19 protein-coding genes are annotated in these 21,152 nt (G+C 45.8%); 6 read left to right on the forward strand and 13 right to left on the reverse strand.

The genetic code is table 11. The annotated features are described in order from the left end of the window. Positions 1–302: 302 nt before the first annotated feature. The 11 genes from R7F64_RS19295 to R7F64_RS19345 all read right to left on the reverse strand — a co-directional run bounded on the left by R7F64_RS19295 (position 303) and on the right by R7F64_RS19345 (position 13,423). A complete protein-coding gene (locus R7F64_RS19295; RefSeq protein ID WP_169628944.1) occupies positions 303–2,936 on the reverse strand; it encodes a hypothetical protein in 2,634 nt (877 codons plus the stop codon). Positions 2,937–3,033: 97 nt separating this feature from the next. Continuing rightward, the gene (locus tag R7F64_RS19300) at positions 3,034–4,152 is read right to left on the reverse strand and encodes a hypothetical protein (protein WP_318072004.1); all 1,119 of its coding nucleotides are present in this window, start codon (positions 4,150–4,152) and stop codon (positions 3,034–3,036) included. Positions 4,153–4,224: 72 nt separating this feature from the next. Continuing rightward, the gene (locus tag R7F64_RS19305) at positions 4,225–5,484 is read right to left on the reverse strand and encodes a hypothetical protein (protein WP_158157460.1); all 1,260 of its coding nucleotides are present in this window, start codon (positions 5,482–5,484) and stop codon (positions 4,225–4,227) included. Next, entirely contained in the window at positions 5,484–5,945 is a 462-nt protein-coding gene (locus R7F64_RS19310; protein WP_158157462.1) for a hypothetical protein, read from the reverse strand. Before R7F64_RS19310 ends, R7F64_RS19305 begins: the two co-directional genes overlap by 1 nt. A 57-nt stretch (positions 5,946–6,002) precedes the next feature. Further along, a complete protein-coding gene (locus R7F64_RS19315; protein ID WP_262679445.1) occupies positions 6,003–6,875 on the reverse strand; it encodes a phage tail protein in 873 nt (290 codons plus the stop codon). Positions 6,876–6,974: 99 nt separating this feature from the next. Further along, on the reverse strand, positions 6,975–8,375 hold the full coding sequence (locus R7F64_RS19320) for a hypothetical protein (protein ID WP_158157466.1): 1,401 nt from the start codon (positions 8,373–8,375) through the stop codon (positions 6,975–6,977). Continuing rightward, entirely contained in the window at positions 8,372–8,719 is a 348-nt protein-coding gene (locus R7F64_RS19325; protein ID WP_024703838.1) for a hypothetical protein, read from the reverse strand. The genes R7F64_RS19320 and R7F64_RS19325 overlap by 4 nt, the downstream gene beginning before the upstream one ends. Positions 8,720–8,722: 3 nt before the next feature. Then, the gene (locus R7F64_RS19330) at positions 8,723–11,395 is read right to left on the reverse strand and encodes a hypothetical protein (RefSeq protein ID WP_318072005.1); all 2,673 of its coding nucleotides are present in this window, start codon (positions 11,393–11,395) and stop codon (positions 8,723–8,725) included. A gap of 128 nt (positions 11,396–11,523) precedes the next feature. Further along, positions 11,524–12,336 carry a hypothetical protein gene (locus R7F64_RS19335; RefSeq protein WP_318072006.1) on the reverse strand — a complete coding sequence of 271 codons (813 nt, stop codon included), beginning with the start codon at positions 12,334–12,336 and terminating at the stop codon, positions 11,524–11,526. Further along, positions 12,336–12,851, reverse strand: a complete 516-nt coding sequence (locus R7F64_RS19340) for a hypothetical protein (protein WP_054866402.1) — start codon at positions 12,849–12,851, stop codon at positions 12,336–12,338. Before R7F64_RS19340 ends, R7F64_RS19335 begins: the two co-directional genes overlap by 1 nt. 11 nt (positions 12,852–12,862) lie before the next feature. Beyond that, on the reverse strand, positions 12,863–13,423 hold the full coding sequence (locus tag R7F64_RS19345) for a hypothetical protein (RefSeq protein WP_213967099.1): 561 nt from the start codon (positions 13,421–13,423) through the stop codon (positions 12,863–12,865). Between the two features lie 333 nt (positions 13,424–13,756). On the opposite strand from R7F64_RS19345, the gene R7F64_RS19350 reads away from it, so the two are divergent. Beyond that, on the forward strand, positions 13,757–14,092 hold the full coding sequence (locus tag R7F64_RS19350; RefSeq protein WP_318072007.1) for a hypothetical protein: 336 nt from the start codon (positions 13,757–13,759) through the stop codon (positions 14,090–14,092). A gap of 226 nt (positions 14,093–14,318) precedes the next feature. On the opposite strand, the gene R7F64_RS19355 is transcribed toward R7F64_RS19350, so the two are convergent. Beyond that, complete coding sequence (locus R7F64_RS19355; RefSeq protein WP_262652351.1) at positions 14,319–14,915, reverse strand: tyrosine-type recombinase/integrase; 597 nt, start codon at positions 14,913–14,915, stop codon at positions 14,319–14,321. A 352-nt stretch (positions 14,916–15,267) separates the two neighbouring features. Here R7F64_RS19355 and R7F64_RS19360 point away from each other — a divergent pair, with 352 nt between their 5' ends. Then, complete coding sequence (locus tag R7F64_RS19360) at positions 15,268–15,456, forward strand: hypothetical protein (RefSeq protein ID WP_318072008.1); 189 nt, start codon at positions 15,268–15,270, stop codon at positions 15,454–15,456. Between the two features lie 333 nt (positions 15,457–15,789). Next, positions 15,790–16,710, forward strand: coding sequence for an IS5 family transposase (locus R7F64_RS19365; protein ID WP_318072009.1), 921 nt, complete (start codon positions 15,790–15,792; stop codon positions 16,708–16,710). A gap of 300 nt (positions 16,711–17,010) precedes the next feature. Here the strand turns inward: R7F64_RS19365 and R7F64_RS19370 are convergent, their stop codons facing one another. Next, positions 17,011–18,045 (reverse strand): IS110 family transposase, encoded by a 1,035-nt coding sequence (locus R7F64_RS19370; protein ID WP_318072010.1) that lies wholly within the window; start codon positions 18,043–18,045, stop codon positions 17,011–17,013. Between the two features lie 217 nt (positions 18,046–18,262). Here R7F64_RS19370 and R7F64_RS19375 point away from each other — a divergent pair, with 217 nt between their 5' ends. The 3 genes from R7F64_RS19375 to R7F64_RS19385 form a co-directional block, all read left to right on the forward strand. Beyond that, complete coding sequence (locus R7F64_RS19375; protein WP_318072011.1) at positions 18,263–18,955, forward strand: hypothetical protein; 693 nt, start codon at positions 18,263–18,265, stop codon at positions 18,953–18,955. After that, positions 18,948–19,982, forward strand: a complete 1,035-nt coding sequence (locus R7F64_RS19380) for a hypothetical protein (RefSeq protein WP_318072012.1) — start codon at positions 18,948–18,950, stop codon at positions 19,980–19,982. The genes R7F64_RS19375 and R7F64_RS19380 overlap by 8 nt, the downstream gene beginning before the upstream one ends. Then, on the forward strand, positions 19,966–21,152 hold a 1,187-nt coding region (locus R7F64_RS19385), incomplete at its 3' end, for a hypothetical protein (RefSeq protein ID WP_318072013.1). The genes R7F64_RS19380 and R7F64_RS19385, both read left to right, overlap by 17 nt.

Genomic DNA, 21,152 nt, shown 5'->3' on the forward strand with positions numbered 1-21,152 from the left:
AAAACCTCTCACCCAACGAGTGAGTGAGAGGCCAATCCAACCGTTTTGTCGCGCGGCAACGCGAGCAAAACATTCCACGAGGAAGCAATGAGGTGAAATCTATATTTGAGAGATTTGGATTATATCCAATTTCGTTTTCGCATCAATATGCGCCAATGTTCTCGCATGCGAAAACTATATCGAACGGGATTCTTTAAAGTTCTCGCATGCGAAAATTTTACGGGAAGGAGTGTTTTAAAGTTCTCGCATGCGAAAACTTTTGCAAGAAAAAAGGGACAGCATTGTGTCCCTTTGGCTGATGGTTATGGCTTGATGTAGCGAATTGTAAAATGGCCACCTCCTACTATTATTTCACCACCTACAGAAATGAACCTCACCGTGTCATTTACGTTAAGGTGGCCTACCCATTTAGCGGTTGGAGTTGCCAATGCGTTATCCCTAGCAGTACAACTATTGGTAATTTTCGTCGCGTTGTTAACTTGGATGCGAGCTGAAACAGTGTCGTCCTGACCTGTAGCACGCACTCGTCTATAGTCAGTAAATTCGATGTAATATGTGCCAGCTTTTACAACCTTAAATCCTGTTGTTGGGTTAACCCAAGTCATTAGCGATGCAGACTCCGTTGTGCGTCCAGCCCAGTTGCGAGCATGCCAAGTAACATGACCTTGTAGCACACCAGATGTCGTGTTTGATGGATCGTTGCCCACCATAATATCGCCAACGGGCGCTGTTGGAATACTGTTAAACTTAGCGTCTACATAGTCTTTACGTGTTAATGAATGAGCTGCCGAGCTTTGAGGCGAACCCGCATACACATTACCGCCATATACCTCTACGTAGTTGCTTCTACGGTTAGTGTAGAATCTAATTCGACCATCAGAGTTTGTAAGAATCTGAATACCAGCACGAATGTTAGTTCCATCGTAGTAAGAGGCAAAAGCCCAATGAGCACCTGTACTGTCAGGCTTGTTGACACTGAAAGCGGCTACTCCATTACCACCCCAAGTACCGTCGTAAAAGCTAGGCGCAACACGAGCCACCCTTGCACTGGCAGACCAAGAGCCCGCAGTAAACTCACCATCAGTACGAACCAATGAGCTACCGAAAAAGACACCAGAAGTAAACTTAGCTAAGTCATTGATGCGAAGCCAGTTGCCGTCTGTATTACGAAATGCAGCTCGCCCACCTAATGAAATGCTCTGATTGAGCATTACATCAATCCCTTTAGCAAAGGTGAACGCGGAGTAAGAATAAAAGCCGCTTGCGGCCTCAGTCTCCATGTGACAGTAGGATGTGTTGCGTGAGCCAATCCAAGTTTTCTTTGCAGAGTAATTGAGCTCTAAACCCTTTCCATCAACAGAGTTAATTGCACCTAAGTCTTTATTGTAAGACGTATAGCTAGTGACCATTCGCCCTTTGACAATACCCGCTGGTTGAGTTGCACCTTTGTTACTAACGTAAGGCGTAATGGTGTGACTACACATGTATCGAATTAGGATGTTCGTACTGTAGGCACTACGTGTTTTTACATAGATAGCGTAATTATCACCGCTAGTATTCACCCAACCAAACTCACTAAATGGCAAGCCGCTAGGATGGTCTGTAATAACCTGACCATTTAGACCTTTAGGGCTTCCGTTACTGGCTCGCAGAATCATTTGGTGTCGTGACGACTGATAGTGCAAGTCAGTGTTAAAGCCAGCACCACCAAAGAACTCAATAACCGCAGTAGAGCTTGATTGAGGCATCGTTACATTGGCAACCAAGCACCAAGAGTTGTCACTACCTAAAGAGGTGCGCACAACCTCTGTACGGTTGAATGCCTCGGTAACTACCTTGCTACCTGATACTTCTATAGGCACATTACTGACTACTTTGCTCTTATTTAGGGTTAGGTATGCGGGCGTTGAGTTGTGCGCACCACCTACACCAATTTTTACCTCGGCTTTTGCGTCGGTTGAGCCGTTAGTTAGATACATAATTTGGCGATTACCAATCAAACCGTAACCATCCATTTTTACATGGTCGGTTGATGGAACCGTATTACCAGCTCTAGTACCTTGCACTTCAACGCTACGGTTGGAAGATACCGACTCTGTTGTGCTTAGTGAGCCGTATAGCGTTGTTTCACCACCTTTGCGGATCTTCAATCGACTTGAAACGTCACTCTCCACAACCTCAAAGGTGCCATCGGTTTTCGTTTCTATATGGAATCGCTTACCTGTATGGCCTAAGTGAAGTTGTGAGACGTTACTTGCGCCCTCATCGATGAGTAGGCCGCCAGTTAATGTACCACCTGCAAGTTTCAGGTAGCGGCCATCGGCTTGCGCTTGAGTCATCTTCGACGCTGCAAGGTCATACGCTTTCTTAACTGCACCTGCCGCCGCAAATTTCACGTCACTGGCATCGTTAATCGCCGCCGTGAATGCGTAGTTAGGTACGTTGGATAAGCCAACTTGAGCTTTTGTTACCTTGTGTGGGTTTGATGTGTCGGATTTGTGTTGAGCGATATTGGTTGTAATGGCCGCTACCGCATCTTCTTGATCCATTAACGCATCACCTAGCTCTTTGATTGTATCTAGCGCTTCTGCTGGCGCACCACCAATCAAAGTGCTGATACGGTCGTCGGTGTGCTTGTTCGCGTTTGTCTCTGCTTGCTCCGCTCGGTCATAAGCAGCGTTACCGCGATTTAAACCCTCAACGCCTTTGTCGTATGCCTGTTTAACAGCACCAGCGGTCGCAAGTTTGCTATTGGACGTGTCCGATACCGAGCTGGTGGCCGGATAGTTCGGTACGTTACCTAAGCCTACTTGTGCCTTTGTGACTCCGTGCGGGTTTGTTTTCTTGCTAGCATGCTCATCAACTTTCGTAGCGATTTCTTCACGAATTTTGCGAGCCGGACTACCACCAACTTGAGTCAATTTTTTTAATGCCATTCAGAAATATGCCTTTCTCAATTCATTGACTAGCAACTCCTACAAAGCGCCGGAGCCACGTTGTTAGTGGGGAAAGTAGGAAAGGAAAGGGCATGGCTTATTTGAAGCCGATAACAGTCACAATGTCGCCAGCTTGTAGCTGTTCACCGAACGTAATTGTGTTGCCAGATAGACTCCATACACCTGCGTTTTGCATTACACCGCATACGCTTAGAACAAGAACGGCAGAGATAGTACCTGCGGGTAGAGTGACGGTAGTTGATGCCGCTTCTAGTGTAATATCGACAGTGCGGATCGCGTCTTTGATTGTTGCGGCTACGCTTGATTTGGTCGCGTATTTACCGTCAGATTCCGCTTTGGTGTATGACGCGCCGCTAGCAGCAAGGCCGCTACGTGCTTCTGAAATGATTTGCGCTTTTGTTGAGTTCTCAAGTTTCGCAGCGTTAGCGGCAGTTTCGCCAGCGCCTAGCGCGCCCACGTCTTCTGCTGTTAGCTCGATGTTTTGGCTTAGCGCGTGACCGTTGATAGTGCGAGTCTTTGGTACTGCATTCAATACGCGAGAGTCGTTACCCTCCATTACTGTGCCAGCGGCATTACCAAAGTTTTTGTTGAACGCTGTGTTTTTGCTAAACGCTGGCTCTGCACCTACGTCTGTAGCTTCAAGCACTACGTTACCGCGCTGGCCGTTAACAGATGAAACCGCATCTGTTGGCGTTAACAGTTCTTGCCAGTTCGCTAGTGTGCTTGCTGGTTGGCGCATAAGAACGAATGATTTACGCAGATCCGAACGGATTGCCATATCACCCTCTTGCGCTGTCAGAGCAAGCATTTCCGCTTCTGATTTAACAGGGAACGTTTCTTTGATAGCGATAGCTGGCAATTGGCCTTGTGGGATCTTACCTGTGCTATCTAGCGTAGCCACGCCCTCTGCAACGCCTTTCTTGTTGTTAGGGATGTAGTCGTGCGTGTGGCTTGCTGGCGCTGCGCCCACATCTGAGTGAGTCAGAGTCACATCACCTGTTAGTGGCTTGTTATTGATAGTGCGAGAGGTAGGGACAAGGTTCGCGCGCGCTTCACTAACAACTTGAGCTTTAGTTTTGCCCTCAAGTTTTGATGCGTCTGCCGCGCGAGCGCCTACTGGCAATGCGCCAACGTCTTGTGCTGTTAAGTCAGAAACTAGACGGTTAATGCGAGTTAATTTGTTTTGTGTAGCCATAAAAGATCCAATTTATTTGTTAGTTAAAAAGGGCATTTATGGGGAATAGGGTTAGGGGAATTTGAAAACTGATTAGCCGACCAAGGTGATCTCCGTTCCTGCTGCAATTTCGTCAACAAACTGGATAACACCAGTGTCCGGCACAATGGTGTAAGCAAAGTCTTTCGATTGCTGCACACCTTGTAGGAACACAAGCTTAATCGCTCGCTCTGCAAATGCTGGCGGGATAGCGAATGTGTTCGAGGTATTAGGGAAGTGGCTATGGAATACTTCCATAGGCGAGCCAGTAGCGCCGCTATTGATGATGGATTCAAGCTTATCGATGTACTCTTGAAGCTCGGCAATGATCGTGCTTGATGTTGCCGATGGCGAACCAAGCGTAATCACCACTTCATCACCCGCCTCAAGTGGCTCGGCCACTTCGACTTCGTTCGTGTCTTTGAGGAACTGCCAAGCGCTGCCTTTGGTCTGCACAATGCCTTGAATAGACATTGCATCCACTTCTGGCACTTCATAAGGCAATGCGATTCTTGTCTCGCCACCAGCCGCAATATATGGCCAATGCTCAACCGTTTTGTTGTAGGCTGCGACCGCTTTATCGTGGACTAACTTGATCGCTTTTGCCGTGGCATACAGCTGATCGCTATCTACGTTAATCTCACTGGTTGCCGCCCAGTTGTTTACCAATCCAAGGCCAACTTGTTCTTTGGTTACGTGGTGCGGGTTTTCACGGTCTGCGTAGTGCGCTTTAGCCTCGGCGCGCATCGCATATTGATTGTGTGGGTCTGGATGTGAAATGTGCCCTTCGAGGTCATAGCCGCCTTGCTTGCGGTCATCAAAGTTAAGGTGTTCGCTTTCCAGTTGGCTAGCGGTATCCGGCACGGTGACACGGCACAAAATCAAATGATGATCTTCGACCGATTCCAGTGGCAGTACCTTAATTTCTGACGCTTCAATGTCGGACGCTAAATCGACTTGCTTTGTCTTTACGCCGAACTTATAGAACGCTTCGAGCACCACGTATGACGTAGCACCCGCCGGAATTTCCACATCAATATCGTGTTGCTGGCGAACAGTTAGGATGTAGTCGTCACGCTCAACCAGCGCCACGCCAAATTCTTCACCACTGCTCACACGCAGTTTCATTCCACCAGCCGGAGCACATTCAAAACCACGGAAAATACCAGCGCGAACGATGCCGTAAAATTTGCGGTTTAAGCTGTTACTGGCCAGTGGTTCTAGGTACTGCGTATCGGTGATAAGCGGTAGCGCTTGCCAGTCCGTTAGCAGTGGCGGAATGATGATTGTTTCTTCGAAGTTTGGGCGACTCATTATGCACCAACCTGCGCCACTCTAGCGCTATCCGTGCGAGCCGTGTTGATCACGATTTCAATCGATAGGCCACGGTCTGAGTAAATCCAAACTGGTTGCGTGACAGCCACCAGAATTAGGCCGCCACTTGCATCTTTCACGCCCACGCAAGAGAACTGGTGTTGTTCATCTTCTGCTAGCGTACCCGCTGGCAAGTTTGCCGTGATCACGATGTTGCCATTCACATAGGCATAGTTGGCCTTAGAACGGTAAAACACGTTTTCAATGGTTTTCTTGTCCAGTGGAATAGGCATGCAGCTAGGCTTGCCCTCAATTTCTTGGATAAGGTCAAAACCCCATTCAAGATCGCCAAATTGGAAATAAGGCTCAGTACCATTGGTAGGCAACGACGACAAGGCGCGTTCGTCGTAATAACGGTTAAGCAGTTCACACTGCGATAGGACTACTTTTTGTGTAAGCACCTTTACGACCTCGTATAAGTCGTGGCGCTTTAATGGGACGGGGAATAGGAATAGGGATTAATAGTACCGTCTATCAATGGAGATCGCATCCAAGGGGATAGCATCCATTCGAGGTGTACCATACATCGGGCTAACTGGACGTTCTTCCTGTGTCGTCGTTCCAGTCCGAACAAAGTCCTGTTTATAGCTTGGTGTTGATTCTATATCGGTCGCCACCTGTTTTCCAACCGTAACATGGTCGGAATAGTGGGGAATTTCCACCATATCCATGACTTCGAACTCGATTGAGTACAATTGGCCATCTAAAACGATGCGTAGCGGGATAAGTGGATGTACCACTCGTCTGATTTTTGCTTCGAACGCTCGAATGGCTTCCTCGGTGATACCGCCCTCTCCTGCAATGTCATTCAAAGGGATTCGAATCGCGCCGCGACTGGTCAGGAAAAAGTCGCTCGGGTTTAGTCCGTTTTGCAGTTCTAACTCTGACTCGGGAACTAAGAACGTGCCGTATGGGAATCGCTCTTGGTCTACTGGTGCGTAGATTCGTTCCCACTTCACACGTAGCCCTTTAAACTCACGCGCGAGCGTAGAGATAAGCGGGTAGATGGTCTTTTTAAAGTGGATTTCGTCCTTACGCTGCATCACAACGTGCGGCAAGTCCTCATCGGCCACTTCGCCTAGTGGGAAGATTTTTCGCAGCTCTCTAATATCTTCTAGCAGCGACTCTTTATCCATTTCGTACAGAGACGAACGTGCCTTAAGCTTTTCAATGTATGACTCTACGTGGGTTTCAATTGACTCTGCGATCGCGCTTGCTAAATCTACCCAAGCGGTTTCCTTTTGACGCGCCTTGGTTAGCTGGCCAGATAGCCATTTTCTAAAGTCTCCAAATGCCATATTTTCGCCTTGTTGGTCTGAAAGTTTTCGCATGCGAAAACTATACAGGATAGTGTTTCCTAAAGTTCTCGCATGCGAAAACATCCGTGTTTTCCATGCTCCGTGCGAAAAAGTTCTCGCATGCGAAAACTTTTATAGTGAGTAGTCGTAATTCAGTTGAATTGTTGACGTGCTCACATTCAAGTAGTGGTAAGTATCGATAGGGATACGGTCAAGAATACCGACTACCTCAACCTCAAATTCCTTAATGCCTAATGTCGCGTTGAGGTCTTGGATCACATCCCAAATCTGGTTCTTGGTAATACGCTCATTACGGCTCGCTTGCTTACCAAATTTCGCATCCAACGCATCGGCCAATACCTTTGTCGCCCATTCTGGATTTGAGTTTGGGTAAAGCTTGCCTTTGACCGTCACCGTAAATGGCACGTCCTTGCGCTCCACCAGCTTATAGCGCTCGTTATAGCCCTCACGGCCAGCGAATAGATCTTGGATTTCCTTATTCAAAATCTCATCGGTTTTATCGGCAGAGTAAGCGCAAATAAAGATCGTGTTGATGTTGCGAACGTCAGGTTTTCCAGTGAGTTTTTCCTGCTCCGCTTCGCCCCAAATAGACAACCAAGTAACACCCGAAACATTACGCTTAACAAAGGTCATGTAATCCGAGTCCCACGCAATCTGCTCGTCATAGATTGGCGAGTAAAGGGCGTTGTTTCGGATAGATTCAATATCCTCTGGCTCTGCACCACCGATAATGCTGGTGGCCGTTTTAATGGCGAGCTGGTCTTTATAGGCGCTTTGAATACCCATATCGATGAGCTCTAAAGGCTGCGCATCGAGTAGGGTAGTTACACCATTAGTCAGCCATAGCTCAAACTCAATCACATCGCCCGTAGCTGGCGCGCGACCGTTATTGTTGTTACCAAAACGAACGCCTAGCTGGTCGGTTGGCTTGTAATATTCCATGTAGGCTTTGGATTTGCCGTCCGTATTACGAAACTTAAAGACGTGCTCCCACACTTCACCGTTCACGCGCACAATGATGTTATGAATGCGCTTAGTCAGCTCTTGTGGGAACGCAACGGCTAACCAGTTATGCCCCTCATCGACCGTGTAGGTCATCTTGGACACTTCGAACTGTTGAACCTCTACAGACGCGCTTTCCTGTGGCATGAGATCGATGGCTTCCATTAGCGTGTAGCGTAATTGGTTGCCAGCAACGCATTGGCTGTATTTCGGCAAGGTAACGCGCTTAGTTCCGGTATTGGTCACTAGCGCACGGCCTTTCGATGGCGCTGCTTTTCGACCTACATAGCCCTCAGTTTCAGCACCCGCCAAAATGGAGGTGCGTTTAGTGGCTAACGTCAAATAAGACTCTTGTAATGCACGGCTACTGATCGCTGCCACACGTTCAACAATCTTGGCCACAAACAAGCAAAGGTAGTCAACGAACTGCGAACCAATATGACGCGACCACCAGCTTGAACCAGCAATCGCCTCGTTAAAGGTCTTTTTGACTTCTTCTAACTTACTCAAAACGTAATACCTCTTTCCAACGTTTGACCGTTCACAACGATCGTCAATTTGTAGGCATCGATACCGCTGACGTTTGGCTCTACGGCAATGCCGTGAACCACTGCGCCTTTCACGTCAATTGGGAGGGTTAATAGGATTGAGTTTTCGATAGCTGCTGCTGTGGTTTCGTTTACTGGTTCATGCTTGTATGTTCCTAATCTGTTGCCCCATTGCGGAGCGCCCCAAACTTGGCCTTGAGGTGTATCGAGCCATTCAGAGACGCGCGCAACGATCGCGTGTTTCTCATCGGCTACTTTTACACCGTCAATATCGACCCGTAGTAAGTAATCAATTTCTTGGCTCATCTATTACTCCATATCAGCGCTTTGACGCTGTAACGAACGGTCATCAAAGTTGAGAGGAATAGAGCCGCTAGCCTTAGTGGCTGACGCTGACTTGTCTTTGCTTGAGCTGCCGCTAGGCGCTGCAAAGATAGTGGTCGGTTTGTTGTTATCACTGCCGCTAACCGCGCGCCCAATGGCATCCAGTGAATGTTTGCTAAGTTCCACGGTTTGAGGCTTGCCGCTCTCTTTGAGGTCTTTCATTGCTGCCTGTGCTTGCAGCTCGCTAACTCGCTCATTGCGTTGAATGGATGATTGAGTCGCAACCGTCTTATTCGAGGTGTTTTCGGTGTCCACTTTCACCATGGATTGAGTGTCCGTTTTCTGGTTACTTAGCTCGGTATTGATGGATGATTCATGGCTGGCTGTGGTCACGCTGTTGGTTTGCGTGTTGTTTGCAGCCTTGGTTAGTGCGGCTACGGCCTCAGCCTCTTTACGGCGTTTGATCTCCGCATCGACGGCGGCCACTTGTTCAGCTTTCTTATCTGGCGAGTAAACTTGGCCAAGCTCGGGATGCTCGACCATACCGGACATATCCATGCCTGTTTCATTAGCCACTTGCACACGTTTGTCCTGGCTAATGTGTTTTTCTCTTTTTACAGCTAAGTAAGCTTCTTTGTAGCTAATGCCTTGCTCGCTGGCCTTATGCGATACCTCTTGAGAGGTCACTTGAATTGAGTTTTTTGCATCAAGCTCGCGCATGCTTCTCTCATCACCGGACGCTTGAGCCGTGTGGTAGGCTTCGGCGCTCTTGAGGTGTTCTTCTTTCTCTGGTTGAGCTTTCTCAGCCTTAGAATCCTTAGCCTCTTTGTCGTCCTCAACCTCACCGCCAAATAGCTTGTAAATGCTTTTGGCCATATCGCCAGAATCAAAGGTTAATGCTTCCTTAGCGCCATCCAAACCGAACGCCCCAAGCGCCGAACCAAGCAAACCAGCACCGCCACTGACTAGGCCACCCAAATCGAGCACGTTCGCCAATGCCATTGAGCTTTTCTGGCCAGTTGTCGCCTCTTGGCCATCTTTGAGGTTGAACGTCTCTTTCTGCTTGTCTTGGTCTGTAAATCCGCTAAACGCATCGTAGGCCATTAAGGCCGGAGCAAGGAAAGGGATCGCCTTGCCAGCAACAGAGCCGATTTTAGACATACCTTTAAAGGCAGCTCCCGCCATCGATACGCCCTTGCTGGCCACGTTTGAGGCTTTGCTGCCAATGCCTGACATAACCGATTTAACTCGGCCACGCTTACCGCCAACTTTACGACCATTGCGGCGTTCAAACATATCGCCAGCCAAGTCAAATAAACCACCTTGGCCATCGTTCCCCGCTGCTTTGGTTGCCGAAATCAGATCATCGAGCTTGTCTAGCACATCATCAAACTGGCGTTCACGATCAGCACTCGACTCATGGAGCACTTCAAGCATGTTTGCTCGGTAGCTCTGATCTTTGGTGCTCGTTAGCTCACTGGCCTTGCTTATCCGGCTAGAATCGCCCCTAGCAAGATTGACAGGATCGTTACCCCTAGCACCATCACGGTTAGGTCGATCACTAGGCGTAATTTGCGTTGAATGGCTTGTCTCGAACGAATCTTTTGTCGCTGATAGTTGTTCATGGCTAACTGTCTCTATGGCTGTGACGGCCTGACTGTCTGCCTCTGGCGCTTGTTTGCCTCGGGTAAAGAGTCGGCCTAGTTTCGATTCTTTTAGCTTGTCCTTGGTTGAGGTGGCTTTTTCAGTCACATCATCCAATGCTTCTTTAGCGTCTTGCCCCAAGTGATAAAGCTCTTTAGCGGAGTAGAAGAACGAACCACCAGCCGCAGCGCCAGCCGCATCGGTCGCGTCGTTTTCTTCCTGTAGGAACTCTTTCACGTTATTGATGGCCAGTTGCTTAAGGCTGGTGGCCACCTTGGCAAAAACGTTCTGGCTTTCCTTTTCCGTGTCGGTTTGCTTTTCAATTTGGCGCTCTAATGCGGTTTGCTGTGCGTTCTTGTAAGCCGATTGCTCTTGCTTACTCGCATAGCGACCATCGGAGCGTCGAAGCTTGCCGTTAGCGTCTTCCCAATAGCCCTCAAACTCTGCCAGTGCGTCAGAGACAGCCTTTTCTAACTTCTCTGGCACATCATCAAGGATTGAAGTATCCAAACGTTCAGAATTGAATTCTGGCGCTTCTACACTCACGACAACGGGCGCTTGTTTTACTTGCTCGCGCGCGTCCTCGCTTTTCAGCGTGTCAGCAATCGACTTTACGCCACTTACAGAGCTGCTTTGCTCGATCGCTTTGGCGTCCGGCTTAGCTTGTGTTTCTGCTGGCTGACTAGGCGCAAATGACAACTCAATTTCACCTGTACGCTTGGTCTTGGTTGCACTTGGTTTAGGTGTGCCGCTTGATTGTTGTGTTAATCCTTTTTGTGGATTAATGCTCGGAATGGTAGAGACGTTAAGAGAGGCATTGGAAACGCCCTTAGTTACCGCCTTTTCGATGCCCTTTGTATCCACTGCAAGGACGGCCTTTTGTTGGCTCGTTGGTAGAGTCTTGCCATCGAGTTTGCGACTAATCTCAGATAGCACGGTCAGCTCTTTGTCACTGGCTCGTTTCACTGCATCAACAACCAGTGAAAGATCAACCTCTGTTTGGTTTCTGTCCATTTTTCACCTTGTCTTGGAGCGCTTTATCTAGGCTTATGGCCATCGTTTGAGGTGTTTTGAATACCGCATCGATAGGCTGGCCACCGTAGATCGTTAAGTTCTCAATCAGTACGTTCCAACCAACGTAATCAAAACGTTGTAATGAAGTCGTTATGCCGAAAGGGTAAGAGCAACGTTCGAGTTGCTTCACCTCCTTGCTCGATAACTTTCTGACACTGCGGAATGGTGGCGACTAGGTAGTAACGCCCCTCGTCGTACTTGGTGAGCAATCCGTGACGCGCATTGCGTAGGCACTTTTCAACCTTGGCAAAGGCCACACGAAATTCCGTGTTGAGGTACATCGATTTCAATAGGTCGATTTTCCACACTAGGGCATCGTCTTGGTCTTTGGGTTGATCTTCGAACGTTAGGCAGTAGGCCAGCTCAGTGAGCGCCATGTGATTCGCTTGCTGCTTCCATTCAGCGCTGTCCGGTTCGTACTGGTCGCGCTCATTGCGAATGTTCTCAAGTTGCTCCGCTTCGTAACCGGTTAGTGGTTTCACGTTCGCTAGGTATGACTTGCCTTTCACGCTTAAGGTGATCTCTTGTTTTGGCAATCCATTGAGCGCTTTGGCCGATTCCATTAGCTCGCCCATATTGAGGTCGAGATAGTGAGTTTTTTTGCAGTGCTCGCACTTATAGCTAAAGGGAATAGTGCCTAGCTCGCTGGTGGACATAAAAATCCACCACAATGCTGCGCGGCGATCTTCACCAGTCCATAGGCCGCTATCACTCATAGGGCGCTTACTGGTGTCTTGCATGTGGTTCAGATAGCGAGTTGTGTTGGCTTCCTCTTGGTACTCGTTGAGGTCGCAGAACAATAGAGCGTCTTCCACGGTTGGGACTCGAAACTCAATCACTTCTGAAATGTTACTTGGTAGTGGAAATGATGGAATGCGCATTACAGTACCTTGTTACCTACAGACATAAATTTTTGGAGAATGAGCGGGAATGACTGGATCTGGTTGCCGTTTTCGCGTGAAAACATCACGTTGCCAATCTTGGTAGGAAAGACTTGATAGCTCTTATAGAGTGACTTTTTGCCGTCCTCATTGAGCGTGAATATGTTGATTTTGAACACGTACTCTTTGGGGATGTTGAGTGTGCCGTCTTGGTTTCTGACTTTCTTGATTCGGCTTTCAAACCATTTAGAAACAGTCAGGTTTTGGTCATCACGAACCGTTAGCGTGATTTCGCCAACGCTGCTGTATGTAGGCAGCGCAATCGAGCCAGAACCGACTTGGAATGAATCCGCATCGATAGAGCCAGCACCAAAATCAATATCCTTTACGTAAATATCAAAGTCCGTTGGCGCGTCCGGCGAGTCGATTTCTACCGCCCATTGCCAGCCTTGCAGCCACGGCTTATTCATAAAGTTATTGGTCGCGCGTTTGGCGAGCTGCATGTATGGATTCATGGCCGCCTCGCTTAGAGCAACGATACTGGTGGAACAATGGCACGGTTCGCGCGCATTGAGTTTTCAATCTCGGCTTTACGTGCGGCTAAGTCAGGTTCGGCAGCAATATCGGTCACATCCAACTTGCCAGCTATGGCAATACGGCGTTGACGCTCTGCGTTCGGGATAGTGATCAGCAATTCCAGATAGTCGCCAAGCAAGCTAATGCACGGCGTTGGAAGCTGGAACGAATCAAACGGCTCATTGAGTACGTTTTGCATGTACATCAATGTCAGTGGGAATGTTTCTGCGCCTGTTAATTTCAGTTCAAGAACGTTGCCCCAAACCTCGCTACGCACATAACGGCCACGGTCATCTTTGACCACCAGCCTTGCAGCAAAGTCGGACGGTAATTCAAACTGATTGCTATCGGCTAAGTCGCTTTGTTGGATGCGGATTTTAGTGGTAAATCCGGCAATCTCTTGGTACTTGGTCAGCGCTTTACGCAGTAGGCTTAACAGCGCCTTTTCGTCGTCGTGGAGCAAGATAGGGAATCTCGCTTTCACGTCTTCGAGTAGTTCAATCGGTGTCATGGCCGCTCCGGTAGTGGCGGCGCATTTTGAGATAGGGGATAGGCTTGGTGAATCTTAACTCAAACCAATAGTGCTCGCGATTTAAACTTTGTTATTGTCGATGGACAACAAAGACCGAAACTCATTTTTGGACAGAAATCAGCTAGAGCATCTACTTAAATTAGCAATTCATAAATTACTTTTTGTATGGCAAAGTGAGTTTGGGAGAGCTAGCGCTTCGGTTAAGATAGCGCTAGCTAAAAGGATTGCCTCAAGATTAGGCTTTGGCTTGATGCGCACAACGAGCAAAAGGTTAAAGAGTACAACGACAACCTTAAGCGCAAGAGAGAATTGATGGCTGAATCCCAAAATACTCTGCAAGATGACGCCCTCACGAAGAAAACAATACTAGGCGGATGGAAAGACCGCTGTAACGGGCGCGGCGGATGGGCTGGCAGTATGTATTTTCACGAAAACGGAAAGGCGAGCTGGAACATGCAAGGCAGTGGAAACTTCGAAGGAGAATACTCTATCAAGGATGGCATTATCTCATTCGTTTGGTATAAAAATTTCAAGAAACAAAAACCTGTTCAGTGGAGAATCAATTTCTTGACCGAGGATGATCTTGAGATTGAAAGGAGTAGGTTGGTTTGCACCGCAAAACGAGAAGATAATGAAAATATTGACTAAAGCTAAGATAGGCGAAAGCTCACCCATAAGTGAGCTTTCGATGCAATCAGTGTTGTCTTGGCTTACGGTATTTCTACAAGATATGTATTGAATAGCTTTTTTGATCGACTGTGGGGAGTTATCCACATTAGTCCATATAATCTGAATCATACTTTTATAACCAAAATTTTAACGCGTAATGGGACACAGGCTTTTCAGAAGAAAAGCCTGTAACAGTTCCTGCCTGTCAGCAGTCTGTTTTCTCAGAAAGCCTCAGAGCGTCTTCTAGCTCAACGCCAAGGTATCGAATTGTGTTATCTAGCTTCGAATGTCCAAGTAAGATCTGTACGGCCCTGATGTTTTTCGTTCTGGCATAGATTAAAGTAGCTTTAGTACGGCGCATGGAATGAGTGCCGTAATAGTCAGCATTCAATCCCAGTTTTTCAGCCCAGTTTCTGATAATAGAACGGTAAAATGAGTAGCTGATAGGTAGCCCAGATCGTCGGCTGCTCGGGAATAGAAAACTGCTTGCCTCTAGGGATGCTGCAAAAACCCACCTGCTAATACTTTGCTGCGTTCTCGGAGTAATCTCATAGTGGACATCGGTGCCCGTTTTTTGCTGAATGCACTGAACCCTCTCATAGATAACTCCTTGCGAAGAAACATCGTAAACATGTAGCTTTAGCAAATCACTCGCTCTTAACTTGCTATCTATCGCTAGGTTCAGTAGTGCAAGCTTCATTAGATCGTTTTCAATCTCCAGCCTAGTTCTAATCCGCCAGATCTCTTCAAGCTTAAATGGCCTTTTGATGCCGCTGCATTTACCAGAAGATAACTTTCTCATGATGACCTCCTCCTAGTGTTTTTGGTCAACATAAAGTTTGGCAACCACATTTAGTAAGGTCAGGAAAAGCAGAAACGTCCCTGGACAGAACCTTCTTAGAGTAACCACTTAAATTAGAAAAATACGGATAAAGTTCGGTATTTAAAAGCCCCTTAATAGAACGCCCAGTCTCACTGGAGTAGATCACCTTGCTTTGCTTCCACTTTTTTCATTCATCAATGCAGAAAGCGCATGAACCTCGGCTAATTAACGGTTTGTTGCTTAATTCAATAGAACTAAGCAACAAACCCTTGTGAAAGTTAAGACTTTATGATTACAATAGAACAGCATCAAAGTGCTTATGTGTGTTGAAATGATGGATTTACTCGTACGAATGGATGAAGTGAAGTTCAATGAGCTTATTAATTCGATTGAAATTATGTCTCAAGAGCAAATAAAACAATTACAAAAAAAGATATTTACAAAAAAAAAGATAGTACCGAAAGATACTTTATCTGATGAAGAGTTACTACTACTTAATGAGATATTTGATAAACATTAGGTGTAGGTCGTTATTATCAATTTTGTAATATAGAAAACATTAAACAAAGTAAGTAGGTTTATGTGTAAACATGGCATTTATTATCAACGCAGAAAGCGGTCTGTTATAGAAAGAATCTTAGGTATTAAAGAAGTATACGTATGTTCAAACTGCGGGTATATCCTTAAGATAAGATAATTGGATTAAGCCAATTCATCCTCACTAAGGCGTCTCTTTATCGGGTGCCTTTCTTTTGCTGGGGTTAAGGTTTACACGGCTTTGTTGCTTAAATCGATGGAACTAAATCAAAAAGATACGATCTGATCGGCTACACCCATCAAGCATCGTAGCCTCATGCCTAAACCTCGTTACAAAACAACTAACTGGAAGCAGTACAACAAAGCCTTAATCAACCGTGGTTCTCTGACCTTTTGGATTGATGAGGAAGCGATAGCCGAGTGGAAGCAAAACAAACAAGGCAAGCGTGGTAGACCTCGCCGATTCAGCGACTTAGCCATTACTACCGCTCTGATGGTGAAACGCGTTTTCTCTATGCCATTGAGAGCGCTGCAAGGTTTTTTAGAGTCCGTATTTAAGCTGGCTAACATCCCGCTTGTTTGCCCACACTACACCTGTATAAGCCGCCGAGCTAAGGAAGTTGAGGTTTCATTTAAAACCAAAACCAGAGGTGCGATACAACATCTGGCAATTGATGCCACTGGCCTCAAGGTTTATGGCGAAGGTGAATGGAAGGTCAAGAAGCATGGAACTGATGGGAAGCGAAGAGTCTGGCGTAAGCTGCATATCGCGGTAGATACAAGCACCCACGAAATAGTCGCAGCAGAGCTGAGCTTATCTAACGTCACTGATGCCGAAGTGCTCCCCAACTTACTCAAGCAGACACGTCGTAAAATCATTGAGATATCAGGCGATGGCGCTTATGACACAAGGAATTGCCATGATGCCATACGGATCAAGCGAGCGGTTCCGCTCATCCCGCCAAGAGAAGGAGCAGCCTTCTGGGAGCAAGGGCATCCTCGTAACTTAGCGGTAGGTTGCCAGAAGCTCTACGGCTCCAACAAGAAGTGGAAAAAGCGGTATGGCTATCATAAGCGCTCTCTGTCAGAGACCGCAATGTACCGAGTAAAACAGTTGCTAGGTGGGAAATTAAGTCTAAGAAATTATAATGCTCAGGTTGGCGAGACTTACGCTATGATCAAAGCGCTGAACAAGCTTACAGGGCTTGGTATGCCTGAAACTCGGTATGTTGTTTAAGAACTGATCAACATGGGGCTACCATGTCTTCTCACCGAATTAAGCAACATATATGGACGCACCTCAGGATGCAATGGCTAATTGAATGATACGGTCGCTAACATATATCCGACGTCTTTCTAGGTCGATAATAAACCTGCGCCATGATGTAATCCGCCCCTCACTGTCTTTTCAAAGCCTCGGTTTCAATAACCATGTTGCGTTATCAGAGTGTAGTAAGGATGGTTCACCGTTTATTCATCAGCTATTGCAAACTCAGTTGCTTCTCTAGGATAACTCCTTAGAACTTGCTATTTTTTATCAAACAGGCTTAAAGGCCTGATTAATATCGTATTCACTATTTTTCATCAAGATGTGCCATGCTACCCGACCGAGCTTGTTTGCAAGAGCGACAATCGCTTTTGCTTTGCCTCGGCGTGCAATGAGTCCTCTCAACCATGCTCCCATAGAATCCACTTTGTTAGCTCCACACCGAACCACTGCGCGAGCGCCGTGAATAAGTAATGCTCTTAATTCGCGATTACCATTCTTCGATAGAGAGCCGAGACAACTTTTTCCACCTGTACTATTTTGTTTTGGAACCAGGCCACACCATGCTGAGAACTGGCGACCATTTTGGAATTGGTGTCCAGTACCTACCTCACTAATCAGTGCCGCTGTCAAAATCGGACCAAAACCAGGAATATTCCGAATAGCCTCATACCTTGGATTTTGCTGACTCAACATGGTGACACTTTGGGTCATTTCATCTATCTCTTCGCTAAGGCTGACAAAGTCACAGTATAAAGTTTGCAGTAAGTTCCTCATTACTGGGGAAAGATCATTCTCTGCATCTTCAAGAGCTATCGGTAAATGACTTCGCAAAGCTTTAATAGACAAAGGGAAAACCACTCCGTATTCAGCGGCGAGTCCTCTGATCTGGTTCGACAAGGCAGTTCTGTTCTCCACCAAGCGTTTACGGACATTGCGTATTGCTTTGAGGTCTTGTTGCTCAACAGACTTAACAGGAACAAAATGAATATCAGGCCTAGAAAATGCTTCGCAAATTGCTCTCGCATCATTAGCATCGTTCTTTTGTCGCCCAACAAATGGCTTTACGTGCTGAGCTGGGATAAGAGCTACGCTATGTCCCAGCTCTTGAAATATTCTGCCCCAATGATGCGAAGTTGCGCATGACTCCATCGCAATAGCCGTTTTCTCAGGTAATTGACGGACTGTATCAAGAAGCTTGTCACGCTTTACCTTTCGGTTTGACAAGATTTGTCCATCAGAACTCAACACGCATACTTGAAAGAGGTTTTTGGCTATATCGATACCGACAACTTTAATAGACATGATGATTACTCCTGCTCTTACTGGTTGCACCATTAGTTTGGTACAACGGTGCTAGAAGGGAAGTGCGTCCATCACATCAAAACCGGTGCAGATCTGCTGGGTCATCAACTAAGATACTGAACAGAGCCGAACACAGATGTTCTAGATTAATTAGTTTCACACTTGGAAAATCCCACTAACTTTGTCTAAGTTTAAAAGAAAAATGGATTTTTTGTTTATGACTCCAAGAGCCACCTGTGCTTTGTATGTAATCTCAATCTCGTGCTTAACCTCAGTTTCAGCGCAAACTGTTTTAGAGGTTTCCAGTACAGATTTTTATGAAAGTTATGCAGATAACGTAAAAGTTAGTGGTTCAGTTTTAGCTGCCTCATATGTCCCTGGCAGCTTTAGCCACGCATCTCCAGAGCAGCTATACTTGTATATTCCTTCACACAAACCTCTTGTGCATATTGTACTTACGAGCATAGACGGGAAGTATAGTGCAGATGCCGCTATAAAGCTGAATAAAAATCAAACTGGCTGGATTCAGATAAAACTGCCCACCGCATATAAAAAAGAGTATTTAAAGTATTTACCTGATCAACTTGCTGTATTTGTTTTTGTTGATAGTGAAGACATGTTTGGAGATTATATACAGGAGGTATTTCCCAGTTCATGGGGCGCACCTACATCTAATGCAATTCATTTTTCAATGAACAGTGGGGGGGGAAACCCAAATATCACATTTAAAAACCAAAGTGGTAAAGTTATTACTCTTGATTGTCGGATGATAAAAGCCAAATATACCCGGGCGTTTAACCATATTTGTGACCTAGGCAATTACACAATTGGTCCGGGAACAATTATCACTTTTAGTCCTGAATATAATAGCAGTGGCAAAGACTATATAATTTGGACATCAAGTGAGTGAAGAAAATTTGTTTTCTATTGATGTCAATAAGCTGCTATCAAAACTAAACACCGAAAACCTAGTTACACCTACAGTAACTCTGTTAGTCATCGCGGTAACCGCTGCGATAACGTTCTTTGTCATATTATTTCATGCGATTATTACTAAACTAGACTCCAATACAGAATACTCAATACATGTCTCGACACAAGTAGTAGGTTATAAGCCAAACGATTCATCTGTCCCAAATGCAACTCTTCCTGAATTTAGATTACTTAAAGGTTATTCTGATTGCCCCGGCCTAAACAAAGGAAAATGGTATAACCAAGGAGAGCTGACCTTTTACAAAAACAGTAGCGTGACTCTCCGGTTAAAAACATTAAACCTCATTCAGATCAATATTGAGCCGGAACCAGAAAGCACACGACTAGCACAGTTAATTACACGCAAAGGCAGGTGTGTTATTCAAGAAAAATTTACTGTGGATATCAAGCTCACAAAAAGTTCCCCTGATTTCATAGCAATTCTCGTTGGCGATGTCACATTAGGAAAAACATTGAGTTACGATACACGCTCAATGCCAGCATTCTTGGCAAATGGTGAAATTGAAGTAAAGGATTCAAGTTTTTGGTTCGAAGATCCAATTTCGTTACCCTCTATTTCTCTTAGTACTGGAGATACTGTGTTAATTCCATCCGATAATAAAAGTGCAGCGACTGGCTTATTGACAGTTAGCTTTAACGAAAAGGAAATGAAAGGTGTTTTCAATAAAAAAGGAGGGGAGGTACGTATCATTAAGCCATTTTCATCTAATGAAGGTAGCCCTATAAGTATCAGCTTCTTCGAAAGATTATACAGTGACAATGCGCTAACCATTGCTCTTAGTATTAGTTTTATCGTTATTCAAGTTGTGATGTTTATGATTACAACATTGATCAGACTAACCTATATACCTAGAAATACAGACGACTTACAGGTTCAGGACGCTACCACCATAGCTGAAATTAATTCTGATAAAAAGGTGCCTAATAATGAGACTGATGACTAATTATCTTGTAGCTTTAATTTTATCTGGATTCACAAGTTTAAGTTTAGCATCGGATGCTTTTGTAAAAACTCCACATCAAGAAGGCCAGGGAATACTAAGGCCAATTGGTGAAAGCTGTTTTCTTTACACTCCCTCCCATGTTGTAACACTTGCTCAAGGTATATTGATAGAAACACGTTTACGAAAAAAACTTAAAGGCGAGTTAATCAACACGTATCCACAAGATTTAGCTCTGGTGAAATTAAAAGACGTATCGGCATGCGAAGAAAGTAGCTGGAATGGCGGAGGAGAGCGAGTTGAAGCAATCTTGGGCGTCATAACAAGCGGTAAGTTAAATTACAAACACCAGCAAGGCCGCCTAGAAGTATTTGATATTGAAATAACCAATAAAGCTGTTGATACAACTTTTAATATCAAACTAAAAAACGGCAAAAAGTTTAGGCAAGGTATGAGCGGGTCAATTATCACCGTGGGCGATTACCCTATAGGCATGTTGGTATCAGTAGAGGGAAACACAGGAACTGTCTTAAGAATGGACATGATGGCGGATATATCTCGAAGAGTCATTCTCAGATATGCCACGGATTTGGAAAAAATTAAAATGGGTGACTTGTCAAAAGATGAGAGCTCTGATGAAAGTAAAGTGCCTTACCCTCCCTCAACTAAACCTGCTAAGAAAATGAAACAAAACAATAAGTCAGCAAACCTTTCTTTCGAGGGGCGTTTATCAGATGGGGAGACGAAAGACTATAAATTACTTGCCAGAGGCAATACCGCCTATCGGATCATCAGTGAGCCTCAACGTGATAATATGAAGTACGAATTGCAGCTGCTTGACGATGCTGGAAATAAGCTATTCAATACCGTTAATTGGTCTGAAAGAAAGCTCGATTGGGGCATTGGTGTTCGCGCCCCAGGAGAATATACGCTACGCGTTTACGGACTGAGTCGCGCCGGAAAATACCACTTCAAAGTCAATACTATCGCCACACCAGAAGAATTGACCTCTTCTAGTAATATTATCGGTGTCAATGACAGCATCGCCGGATATATGTCCAATGGCACTTTTGCTGAATATAAATTACTTGCCAGGGGCAATACCGCCTATCGGATCATCAGTGAGCCTCAACGTGATAATATGAAGTACGAATTGCAGCTGCTTGACGATGC

This window comes from Vibrio sp. Vb1980 (genome assembly GCF_033338615.1).
GTDB classification, from domain to species: Bacteria; Pseudomonadota; Gammaproteobacteria; order Enterobacterales; family Vibrionaceae; genus Vibrio; species Vibrio alginolyticus.